Source organism: Propioniciclava sp. LT432 (assembly GCF_059515965.1).
The window spans coordinates 1-11,486 of the sequence record NZ_JCAKNE010000034.1 but is presented as its reverse complement, the minus strand read 5'-3'; the positions used below and the strand labels follow the sequence as shown (position 1 = coordinate 11,486).

At 65.1% G+C, this 11,486-nt stretch carries 10 protein-coding genes; 6 read left to right on the top strand and 4 right to left on the bottom strand.

The features are described 5' to 3' along the window. Positions 1 to 6: 6 nt before the first annotated feature. From AC5YDV_RS16890 to AC5YDV_RS16875, 4 genes are all read right to left on the bottom strand, one after another. Positions 7 to 1,443 (bottom strand): FAD-binding oxidoreductase, encoded by a 1,437-nt coding sequence (locus AC5YDV_RS16890; protein WP_496184724.1) that lies wholly within the window; start codon positions 1,441 to 1,443, stop codon positions 7 to 9. Positions 1,444 to 1,450: 7 nt separating this feature from the next. Continuing rightward, on the bottom strand, positions 1,451 to 2,887 hold the full coding sequence (locus AC5YDV_RS16885; RefSeq protein ID WP_496184723.1) for an FGGY-family carbohydrate kinase: 1,437 nt from the start codon (positions 2,885 to 2,887) through the stop codon (positions 1,451 to 1,453). Then, a complete protein-coding gene (locus AC5YDV_RS16880) occupies positions 2,884 to 3,654 on the bottom strand; it encodes an SDR family oxidoreductase (protein WP_496192534.1) in 771 nt (256 codons plus the stop codon). The genes AC5YDV_RS16885 and AC5YDV_RS16880 overlap by 4 nt, the downstream gene beginning before the upstream one ends. Positions 3,655 to 3,807: 153 nt before the next feature. After that, positions 3,808 to 4,416, bottom strand: a complete 609-nt coding sequence (locus AC5YDV_RS16875) for a glycerol-3-phosphate responsive antiterminator (protein WP_496184721.1) — start codon at positions 4,414 to 4,416, stop codon at positions 3,808 to 3,810. A 299-nt stretch (positions 4,417 to 4,715) separates the two neighbouring features. Between AC5YDV_RS16875 and AC5YDV_RS16870 the strand changes: the two genes are divergently transcribed. The 6 genes from AC5YDV_RS16870 to AC5YDV_RS16845 all read left to right on the top strand — a co-directional run bounded on the left by AC5YDV_RS16870 (position 4,716) and on the right by AC5YDV_RS16845 (position 11,415). Continuing rightward, positions 4,716 to 6,662 (top strand): type I restriction-modification system subunit M, encoded by a 1,947-nt coding sequence (locus AC5YDV_RS16870; protein WP_496184720.1) that lies wholly within the window; start codon positions 4,716 to 4,718, stop codon positions 6,660 to 6,662. Beyond that, the gene (locus AC5YDV_RS16865; RefSeq protein WP_496184719.1) at positions 6,659 to 7,942 is read left to right on the top strand and encodes a restriction endonuclease subunit S; all 1,284 of its coding nucleotides are present in this window, start codon (positions 6,659 to 6,661) and stop codon (positions 7,940 to 7,942) included. The genes AC5YDV_RS16870 and AC5YDV_RS16865 overlap by 4 nt, the downstream gene beginning before the upstream one ends. Further along, on the top strand, positions 7,939 to 8,100 hold the full coding sequence (locus tag AC5YDV_RS16860; RefSeq protein ID WP_496184718.1) for a hypothetical protein: 162 nt from the start codon (positions 7,939 to 7,941) through the stop codon (positions 8,098 to 8,100). The genes AC5YDV_RS16865 and AC5YDV_RS16860 overlap by 4 nt, the downstream gene beginning before the upstream one ends. 111 nt (positions 8,101 to 8,211) lie before the next feature. Beyond that, positions 8,212 to 9,312 (top strand): tyrosine-type recombinase/integrase, encoded by a 1,101-nt coding sequence (locus AC5YDV_RS16855; RefSeq protein WP_496183015.1) that lies wholly within the window; start codon positions 8,212 to 8,214, stop codon positions 9,310 to 9,312. Between the two features lie 4 nt (positions 9,313 to 9,316). After that, on the top strand, positions 9,317 to 9,646 hold the full coding sequence (locus AC5YDV_RS16850; protein ID WP_496183014.1) for a helix-turn-helix domain-containing protein: 330 nt from the start codon (positions 9,317 to 9,319) through the stop codon (positions 9,644 to 9,646). After that, complete coding sequence (locus tag AC5YDV_RS16845; RefSeq protein WP_496183013.1) at positions 9,643 to 11,415, top strand: site-specific integrase; 1,773 nt, start codon at positions 9,643 to 9,645, stop codon at positions 11,413 to 11,415. Before AC5YDV_RS16850 ends, AC5YDV_RS16845 begins: the two co-directional genes overlap by 4 nt. The last annotated feature ends 71 nt before the right edge of the window (positions 11,416 to 11,486 follow it).

Here is an 11,486-nt window from a genome sequence, read left to right as displayed (position 1 = left end):
TTTCTTTCAGGAGAGCGGGAAAATGGTGCCGGCGTTCATCACGCCGTGGGGGTCGAAAGCGGTCTTGAGCGCCTTCAGGAGGGGGTAGGCCGACCCGTGCTCGGCTTCGGTCCAAGGCGCCCGCGCCTTGCCGATGCCGTGGTGATGGACGATCGAACCGCCGTGTGCGAGCGCCTGCTCGCAGATGATCGCGTTGATGGGCTCATGGATCTCCTCGACTTCATCGGCGGGGTCACCACCCACCTTGTAGTAGTAGACGAAGTAGAGGTTCGTCCCGGTGGTGTAGGAGTGGGAGGAGTGGCCGCCGATCCAAGTGAGCGCCGGAATCTCCGCCTTCACGCGCTCCACCGTGGTGCGGTAGATCGGCTCGATGTCCGACCATGAGCCCGAGACCTCGGTGGTGAACCCGATCTCCCCGGTCTGCTTGATCTCCTCACGCTCCTGGGCGATCTGCTCCGGCCCCCAGTTGAGGTTGGAGAACCACATGGCGAAGTACTCCGGGTCCAGTGGCACGACGTCCTCGTGTGCCAAGGCCAGTTCGTCGATAGTGGCGATGGTGGCGTCCACGATCCGCTGGTTGCCCTCGGCCGAGAAGATCATCACGGACTGCCCCTCGGAAACGTCAGCGAAGTGTCCCTTGGCGTCCTCGGGATCGTAGAGGCGGGCTACTGCAGGGCGCAGTCCCTCCGTCATGACTTCGCGGAGAATGGCGAAGCCGGTCGCCATGTCCGAGACGCGGTAACCGAGGAACCGAGTGGTTTCGGGGCGGTACCGGAACAGGCGCACCGTCACCTCGGTGATGAAGCAGAGGGCGCCCTCGTTGCCGATGACGATGTGACGGATGTCAGGGCCAGCGGCTCGGCGCGGGACGTTCTTGATGCGGGCAATGCTGCCATCGGGGAAGGCCGCCTCCAGCCCGACCACCATGTCCTCGATGCCGCCGTAGAGCGTGGAGAGTTGGCCGATAGACCGAGTGGCGACCAGGCCACCCATCTGGGCCAGAGGCTTCGACTGCGGGGAGTGACCCGTGGTGAGTCCCCGTGCCCGGAGACAGTCCTCCAGGGCCTGGAGGCCCACGCCGCATTGGGCGGTGACCTGCATGTTCTCCTCATCGACGTGGAGGATCTTGTCCATGCGTGAACCGTCCAGGACGATCGAGTTCTCGCGGGCGGTCTCCAATCCGCCCTCAGTGGCGGACCGACCAGTGCGGGGGACAACGTTGATCGCGTTTTCGGAAGCGAAGGCCAAGACATCGGCGACATCCTGTGCGTCGCGTGCATAGGCGATGGCGGCCGGGATGGGCATCGGGTAGATGCCGTGAATGTCCTGAAGCTTGCGGTAGCGGTCGATCGAGCTTGCCTTCAGTTCGGCTTCATCGGTGTCGACGTTCTCGGCGCCGAGCAGGGCGACGAGGTGCTGGACAATGTCCTGTCGGGTGATCACGGGTTCCTCACAATCCGGTTCGGTGGAGCTGTTGGAGCACTGGTTCGAGATGGGTGGGCAGGGCTGAATAGACCTCTCGCAGCAGCCGGTAGGAGGCCACGGCGTCGGGATCAGGGATGAACTCGTCGCCCGGGCGCACCATGGCGGCGACGGCGTCCTCGAAACTGGGATGCAGGCCCGTGGCCACGGCCGCGCAGATGGCAGCGCCCAAGCCGGCGCCTGAGGTCACGGGTGCCCTTTGAGCGGGAAGGTCGAAGACGTCCGCGACAATCTGCATCATCACGTCTGACCGCGAGCCCCCACCGGCGACAACGATCGCGTCGACGCTCTCGCCCAGTTCCCCGAGCATCGCGTCCACGGCCCCCCGCATGGTCATGGCGATGCCTTCGAGCATCGACCGGTACATGTGGGGCCACTTGTGGCGGGCGTCGAAACCCAACATGACACCGCGTCGGTACGGCTGGTCGGCGGGAGCCAGCCAGTCAAGGACGGTCAGGAGGCCATCGCTACCTGCTGGCACCTGGGCGGCGGCCTCGTTCATGAGGTGCTCTAGGGAGACGCCCTCTGCTTGGGCGCGTTCCAACAAGCCGTCCTTCACGAGGTCTCGCATCCATGACAGCGTTGACATGCCGCGTCGGATGCCGGCGGACTCGTCCAGGTACTGGTGGGGTTGGCATGCGAAGTTGGACCAACGGGCGGCCGTGTCCGGGTGCCTGGAGGTGGCCGGTTTCATCGCCGTGATGTAGGTGCCCAGGGATAGTTCGAGGTGCCCGGTCCCGCACAACCCGTTGCCGAGACCCTCCACAGCCTTGTCGTTCGCGGTGGCGATGACCGGGATGCCGGCGGGGAGACCGGTGGCGTGTGATGCGGATTCCGTGACAACCCCCAGGACGTCGCCCGGCAGAAACAGTCGCGGAAGCATGGAGCGGGGCACGCCGATCGCAGCCTCCAGCTTGTCGTCGTCCTCGACCCAGTCCCAAGTCTCGTGGTCGATTGGCCACAGACCGGCGTAGTTGGCGGTCGAGTCACCCACCGTCCCAGTGAGTCGCGCGGTGACGTACGCGGACGCGGTCCCCACGTAGCGAACGTCCTGGTCCCCGCAATCCTCATGGGGCCGCCCCACCCGCTCGTCCATCCAGTTCATGACAGGGCGGGCAAGGGTTCCGTCGGCGCGCATCAGTGCTCGACAGAAACGGATGGAGCACAGGCCGATACCCACGATCTCGGCGCGGCGCGGGCCAAGTGAGTCCATGGCAGCTCGACTCGCGACGACCAAGGAGTCCCACAGGTCGTCATCCGGGTGCTCGACCTGACCCCTGGCGGGAAGCTGAAGCGGGCGCAACGGTTCTGCCGCTTCGGCGACCACCGTACCGTCCGCCTCGACGACGACGATCTTCGTGGACTGCGTGCCGCCGTCGATGCCGACCAGCAAGGGCCCGGTCATCGGACGAGGTATCCGCCGTCGACGACCAGAACCTGACCGCTGACGTAGTCCGAGGCCGCGGACGACAGGAACACGGCAGCCCCCATCAGGTCGGCGGGGTCACCCCAACGTCCGGCGGGCACGTGGTCGAGGACCCGCTGGTTCTTGACAGGATCGGACCGGGTGGCCGTGGTGATGGCGGTGGCGTAGTAGCCCGGGGCCAATGCGTTCACCTGAATGTTGGACCCGGCCAACTCGTCGGCGTAGGCCCGGGTCAGGCCGACAATCGCGTGCTTGGTCGCGGCGTAGGCCGGCGAACCGAGCCCCCCAAGGTAGGAGAACAGCGAGGCAACGTTGATGATCTTCCCGCTCCCCTGTGCCTTCATGGTGGGTAGGACGGCACGGGACAGTTCGAAGGCAGCGGTCACATTGAGCGCGACCATGGGATCCCAGTGAGATCGGCCGAAGTCGTCCACGTCAGCGATGAGGCACATGCCTGCGTTGTTGATCAGCACGTCGACCCGGCCATACTCGTTCAGGCACTCCTGGACGATCCGGTCGGCGGCACCCTCAGCCGTGATGTCGGCATCGCGATAGACGTAGCGTCCGCCCCGGGCTTCGACAAGGTCCCGGGAGTCCGACACGTCAGCGCCCAAGCTGGGCACGAAGAGAGAGGCACCTGCTGCTGCGAGAGCGACGGTATAGGCCTGCCCCAGCCCCGTGTTTCCACCCGTGATGATGGCCACCTTGCCATCGAGCCGGAACGCATCGAGCGTGAACTCCGACATTTCCATCGATACTCCCCCGTCTTTGGGCAAACAAAAAGAGAACAGCAGAAATCCCTTGAGGATTTCATTGCTGTTCTCTGGTCTCTGAGCAATGTGCGGCTGGACCGCGTATGGGTGATGTGTGGGCCAGCGTAGGCGGATGACGCCCTGCTGTCAAAGCGACCTCTCCGGCTGATGGTCCCAGAGATCGACGTTGGACGTCGCGATCGCTGCCGCCCCCGCCGCCAGAGCGTTCCTGACGTCCTCTGCGTCGTGGATCAAGCCGCCGGCGATGAGAGGAACAGTCAGCGCGTCCCGGAGCCAGCCAATCACCTTGGGAATGCTGCCCGGCAGCACTTGCACCGCATCCGGCATGGAAACTTTGACCTGTCGCTCCAAGCTGTGGAACGCCATCGAGTCGATCATGAAGTGCCGGTGCACCGACAACAGACCCTGTTGGCTCGCCGCCTTCACCACAGCGGCGCGGTTGGACAGAACCCCGGGAGCGCCGAGCTTCCGCTTCATGAACTCGACGCCAGCGCTGTCCGCCGTGAGCCCGTCGATGAGGTCGATGTCGACGAGTGGGATCTTGCGACGGTCGCGCATCACCTTCAGCTTCTCGTCCAAGTCGTTGATCGACCCGTAGAGCAGGATGCCCGTGCGGCACCGGGAAGCGAGCATGCGCTCCAGCCCGGCATCGTCCTTGATGCTCGCGATCACAGGGCTGGCGGCGAGCAAATTGGCCACACGCTGTGCGCGGGTTCCATGAGGTTCGTCTCCCACGTCGGCCCATGGTACGGCGCAGGGTGTACCAGTCAACGAGCCTCTCCCCGTCCCGTCCGGTGACGGCCGGGAACCCGAGCTCCAAAGTGCCTTCGCGCCCGCGAGCCATCCCGGTGGCAAGGCTGATCCGGGAAGGCCGGGGCGTTGGCAGCGACGCAACCCCTCGTCCGCCAGCGGCGCCGTGCCAAGGCGCGCAGGCATCGTGCCTGCATCACCCACAGCGGTGAAGCACGGTTAGGGTAAGGAACAACTGTGCAAACGCAGCACCGATTCGCGCCCAATCAAGGAAGGTCATCGTCTTGAGCCAACTCGGGGGATTCATCTGGAACATCGCAGACCAACTGCGCGGCGTGTACAAACCCGCACAGTACGGAACGGCGACGCTCCCCCTCCTGATCCTCCGGCGCATGGAGTGCGTCCTGTCCGACCACCGCGACGCGATCAACGAGCTCGCCGCCAAGTACCCAAGTGACCAGATCCTCGCCACCCTGCTGCGCACGCAGTTCAACCTCCACTTCTGGAACCGCACCGACTACACACTCAAGGCTCTCCTCGGTGACCCGGAGAACCTCGCCGAGAACCTCCTCGACTACGTCGCGGGCTTCTCTGCCAACGTCGCGGACATCTTCGAAAAGTTCGCGTTCGAGAAGACCGTCCGCAAGCTGGCCGAGCACGACCGGCTGTACCTAGTCGTCGACCAGTTCGCGAACATCGACCTCCACCCGAGCACGGTCAACAACGCCGATATGGGAGAGGCGTTCGAGCACCTCATCTTCAAGTTCTCGACCGCCTCCAACGAGACCGCGGGCGAGCACTTCACCCCACGCGACGCGATCCGGCTAATCGTCGACCTCGTCCTGGCCCCCGACGACGAGATTCTCTGCACCCCGGGAGCCGTCCGCAGCATCTACGACCCCACCGCCGGCACCGGCGGCATGCTGTCGATCGCCGAGGAGCACATCCTGGAGATGAACCCCCACGCCACGATCACGCTCGCCGGCCAAGAACTCAACGACGAGTCCTACGCCATCTGCAAGTCCGACATGATCGGCAAGGGTCAGGCCGTGGACGCCATCCGCCTCGGCGACACCCTCCGCAACGACCTCCACGCCGACAGCACTTTCGACTACTGCCTGTCCAATCCGCCCTACGGGGGCGACTGGAAGGCAGCCGAAGCGGTCGTCCGCAAGGAACACGCGAAGGGAAACGGACGCTTCGACGCCGGCCTCCCCCGCATCTCGGACGGCCAGACGCTGTTCCTGCAGCACCTCGTCTCGAAGATGCGCCCCGCCAAGCCCAACCAGCCCAACTCGGGTGGGCGCGCGGGCATCGTCCTCAACGGCTCGCCCCTGTTCACGGGCGGCGCCGAGTCGGGCGAGTCCAACATCCGCCGCTGGCTCATCGAATCCGACCTCGTCGACTGCATCGTCGCCCTGCCGACCAACATGTTCTACAACACCGGCATCGCCACCTACGTGTGGATCCTCGACAGCAACAAGCCCGCCCACCGCAAGGGCAAGATCCAACTCATCGAGGCCACCGCCCGCTGGACGAAACTGCGCAAGAACCTCGGCTCGAAGAACCGCGAGATCAGTGACGCCGACCGCGCCCACATCGTCAAGCTCTACGACGATTTCGCCGAGACCGAGGAATCGAAGATCCTCCAACCCGCCGACTTCGGCTACTGGGAAATCACCGTCGAACAACCCCTCCGCCTCCGCTTCGAGGTCACCGACGAGAACACAGACGCCGCGCTAGCCACCAAGTCCGTCGCCAAGCTGGACGCCCACACACAAGAGGCCCTTCGGGCGGCCCTCACTTCCCTCAGCGGTCAGGTGTGGACCAATCGCGATCATTTCATCAAGGCTCTCCGCAACGCGCTCACGGCGCAGAAGGTCGCGCTCGGCCTTCCGGTCATCAAAGCCGTCTGGCAGGCCGTCGGTGAACGCGACACCGATGCCGACATTTGCCACGACGCCAAAGGCAACATTGAACCGGACATCGACCTGCGCGACACCGAGCTGGTGCCCTTCCGCGACGCCATTGACGGATACTTCGCCCGCGAGGTCCTCCCGCACCTGCCAGACGCGTGGATCGACCAGACCAAGACCAAGGTCGGCTACGAGATCCCGTTCACCCGCCTGTTCTACAAGTACGTGCCGCCGCGCCCCCTGGAGGAGATCGACGCCGAGCTGGATGAACTCGCCAAGGAGATCATCGTCATGCTCCAGGAGGTGGAGGGGTGAAACCTGTCCAGCCCGTCGGCTTCCCGGAGCGGTGGGAAACAGCACCACTCTGGACACTGTTCCGAAGGTCTTCCGACCGTGGCCGCGACAACGAGAATCTGCTTTCGGTGTACCGCGAGTTCGGTGTGGTGCCGCGTGGCTTCACGGATGACAATTGGAATCGGATCCCGGATGACCTATCGAACTACCTGTTGGTTCGCCCCGGTGACCTCGTCTTGAACAAGATGAAGTCCTGGCAGGGGTCGCTCGGCGTCTCCTCGCTCTGGGGCATCGTCAGTCCCGCCTACTTCGTGTTCAGGCCACTGCGACACGACTTCGAGCGGAGGTTCCTCCACTACCTGCTGCGCTCGCGTCCTTTCATCGAGAGCTACGGGCGAATGTCTGGAGGTATCCGTGTCGATCAGTGGGATCTCGATCCGTGGGCCTTTTCTCGGCTTCTGATCCCGCTCCCTCCCCTAGCCGAGCAGAAGGCCATCGCTGACTTCCTCGACCGCGAGACTGCAAAGATCGACGCGCTCATCGAGAAGCAGACTGCGCTAGCGGACCGTCTACGGATGCGGCGTCGCGACCTGGTTTGGACAGAAGTGACCGGGGTGCGCAGTGTGGAACCGAGGCGAATCACGGGCGGGACTGCTTGGATCCCAGACCTTCCATCGTCGTGGGCCTTCCCGAGAATTCACTATGGTTTCACTGTCACTCTAGGAAAGATGCTCGACTCTGGGCGCGTAGTAGATGCCGATGCTGTGACTGCCCCCTATGTCCGAGCCGCCAACCTCCAGAGTGATCGACTCGATCTTGAGGACGTGAACGAGATGCCCTTCACACGCCAAGAGCTTCGTTCTCTCTCGCTTCGACGCAACGACCTGCTGGTGACAGAAGGCGGAGCGTCCGTAGGCGTTTCTTGGCGGCTGCGAGAGGATCTTCTTGGCTGGGGCTTTCAGAAGACGGTGAACCGCGTGCGCCCGAGGTGCCCTAGGTCAACGGCTTTCCTTTCGTACGTGCTCCGGGCATACAGAGATCGAGGGGTTATAGCGGAAGTCTGTGATGGTTCTACTATCCCGCATCTGACCGCAGAGAAGCTCCGCGCATTGCGTGTACCTCAGCCACCCCCAGAACAAGAGGGGAGGATCGTCGCACATCTCGATCACGAGACCGCCAAGATCGATGCTCTGATGGTGAAGACTGAGCGGTTCGTGGAGCTGGCGCGTGAGCGTCGCTCGGCGCTGATCACTGCGACCGTGACGGGACAGTTGAACGTCACTGAGAGGAGTGGATCGTGACTGCGCAGCATCAGGAGAAGGTCTTCGAGGATGAGCTGTGCCAGCACTTGGCGTCACACGGCTGGCTCTACTCACCCAGCGACGCTGGCTACGACCCTCCGCGCTGTTTCAACACCATTCAGTTCCGCGAGGGACCGTGTGGTGTGGTGGGCCGGTGACTTGGACTGATGACGGGAGGGGGATCCGACACGCCATCCTGACCGTGCGTCATGATTCCTGACGTTCATGCTAAGTTCTCGACAACTCGTTGAGGTTTGTGAGGTTGGGGTATGGCGCTCGCGGTAGTGCGGTCGGTCGAGTCGGCGCGCAGTTCGCGTAGCCGGATCGACGCCGAGGAGTTCGAGCAGGAACTCATCGACCAGTACTCGCTGGCCCTCAGTGCTGCCGGGCTCACCGATGGGACGGCCGCCGCCGAACGCGGGGCGATCTTCGACTTCACACGGTTCCTGGGTCGTCCGCTGTGGACCGCGCAGGTAGAGGACGCCGACAGGTACCTTCGTGCGGCACGAACCCAGCGCGGGCTCGCCAAGTCGACCGTCGCCGCTCGAGCGGGCACGCTGGCCAAGTTCTACGACTTCGTCATCGTTCGGTACCAGGGCGACATCCATGCCCTGTTCGGGCAGGTCGTCGTCCAGCCCATCGACGAGTTCAACCGGCCCAGGGCGATCGCCGCCGCCACCGCGACCAGGGTTCCCCCGCGGACAGACGAGATCCGTGCCTTGTTCGACGGGTGGCGCGATGCGCTGCCCGACAGCCGGAAGTACCTTCCAGCGGCCCGGGACTATCTGGCCGCGTCCCTGTGGCGACGGCTCGGTCTGCGGATCAACGAGACGGTCATGCTGGACGTCGCCGATTGGCATCCCGAGCTTGGTCCCCACGGCAAGCTGCACGTCCGCCACGGCAAGGGCAGCCGGGGCCGAGGCGCCAAAGTACGAATCGTGCCAGCAATCGACGACGTCGACGCACTGTTGGAGTGGTGGCTGACCGACGTGCGCCACCAGTTCGGCGACGACTACGACGACCCTGCCGCCCCGCTGCTGCCCAGCGAACGACGCGACCGGCTCAGTGGCCACTGCACCCGGCTCGGCACCGAAGCACTCCGCACCGGACTGGCCGACGCCGTGGAACGGTGGCTGCCGGACTGGAGCCGACGGCTCACCCCCCACGTCCTGCGGCACTACTGCGCATCGCACCTGTACCAGCAGGGCATGACACTCAAGGCCATCCAGGAGTTGATGGGTCACAGCTGGCTGTCCACCACAACCCAGTACATCCACGTCCACTCCACCCACATCGAAGCGTCCTGGGCGGCCGCCAACCAGCGGACCCTGGATCGAATCACCCACCCCGCACCCCACAAGGAGGTATGAACCCATGCGCTGGAACCTGCGGATGAAGGCCGCCGAGGCCGGCATCTGGAAATCCACCGAACTACGCCGACGGCTGGCCGAGGCCGGCCTCGACATCAGTGCCGGGAAGATGTCCGGGCTATGGGCTGGAACACCCACCACCATCCGGCTCGATGACCTCGATGTGATCTGCTTCGTGCTCGGCTGCCAGCCGACCGACATCCTCGTGTGCGAACCCGACGCAGTGACCGCCCGGCAACAAGCCGTCAAGGCCGTGGCAGCTGCCTCACCCACGGCACCCGCCCGACGGCGAGCGCCGACAACGGGGCGTCCCCGCAGCAAGCCACCCGCGTGACCGCCCCCAAGACGTGCGAGGGCTGCGGACGCAAGCCCGAGGCCTACGTCAAGCGTCGCTGGTGCTACGACTGCAAACCCGGCAGCTTCGGCCGACCGCTTCCCTGCCGAAGCTGCGGCGCCACCGGCGACTACTGGGCCGGCCGGCTGTGCCGCCAATGCCATCCCTTCGCACCCCAACCGCCCGACTCCTGCCGCGACTGCCTGGCCTGGGGAGTCACCCGCCTCCGCGGATGGACCTGCCAAGCCTGCCGCGGCTGGCGTCACCGCTATCCCGTCGAGGGCGTGTGCATCAGCTGCCATCGTGAACTCGCCATCAACGAGCACCAGGCCTGCCGCCTGTGCTGGATGCAGACCCTCTACAACCAAGCCCAGTACGGACTCCCCCGCGACGTGGTCACCGCCAACCGCGGCGGACAACAGCTGTGGTTCGCCGACATGAGCGGATACCGCAACGGATACCGACCGCACCGTCGCCGTGACTTCCGACGTCGCCGCGATCAACTGCCGCTGCCCGGCACACCCCTGGAAGCACCCGATACCGGCCCTCCATCGACGAACGCCGACCAACCCAGCCTGTTCGACTACCACCCGGTCGAAGATCCCGCCCGCCGCCACGGTGTCGGCGAGCCACCCAACCACGAATTCGCCACCCAACTCGACGACCATGCCCTCGACATGGCCGCCCGGCACGGCTGGACCCAACGGCAATCCCTCAAGACCCGGATCACGCTGCGGGTCCTGCTGGCCAAGCACCAGATCACCGCCCCACCCATCCGCGCCAGCCACGTCCTCGACCTCATCGGACACCGCCTCCGGGTCCGACTCGCGCTCCTCGTCCTGCAAGACGCCGGGATGCTCATCGACGACCGCACCTCGACGCTGGACGCCTGGTTCGAACGCCAACTCCAAGGCCTGCCCGACCCCATGGCCGACGAACTGCTGATCTGGTTCAACGTGCTGCACCACGGCAGCACCACCCCGCCGCGCAGCCGACCGCGCCACGACCAGTCGATCAAGCTCCGCACGCGATGGGCCCTGCCGACGCTCCTCACCTGGGCAGCAGCCGGCCATCAATCGCTGCGCGAAATCAGCCGGACGCACATCCTCGCCGCCCTGCCCGGCGAAGGCACCCCACGCGCCAAACTGGGCGCCGCGCTGCGCTCGATCTTCACCACCCTCAAGCGACACCACGTGCTCTTCGTCAACCCGACCGCCCAACTCAACATGGGCAACTTCGAGCGACGCATCCCCATGCCCACCGATACCGCCGTGCTCGGTGCCCTGTTCAACTCCCCCGACCCAGCCACCGCCGCGATCACCGCGCTGATCGGCGTCCACGGGCTGCGGCCCGCCGAAGCCAGCGCCCTCCAACTGGTCGACATCCATGACCACCGGATCCACTTGCCAGACCGCACGATCCTGCTCGCCCACGCCACCAAGGCCACGCTGGACCGGTACCTCCTCCACCGACACCACCGCTGGCCCGGCAGCATCAACCCGCACTTCCTCGTGCACAGCCGGTCCGCATCCACCCTCGAACCCGTCCGGGTCCCCTGGCTCACCGACAAGCTCGGCATCCCACCCAGCGCAATGCGCCAGGACCGCATCCTCGCCGAGGTCAACGCCGGCGGCGACCACCGTCGCCTCTGCGACTTCTTCGGCATCACCATCGAGACCGCCGCGCACTACCTGAGCACCCTCACCCACCCCGACCTTGAGGACCACACACCCGTACCCCCCAGTTCCCGAACCCCAGGTAACACGTGAGCGGCTCATCAGTGACCTACCCTTGGGTTCAAGGCGGAGGATCCTTCAGTAATCCTGAACCCATGGCTTTC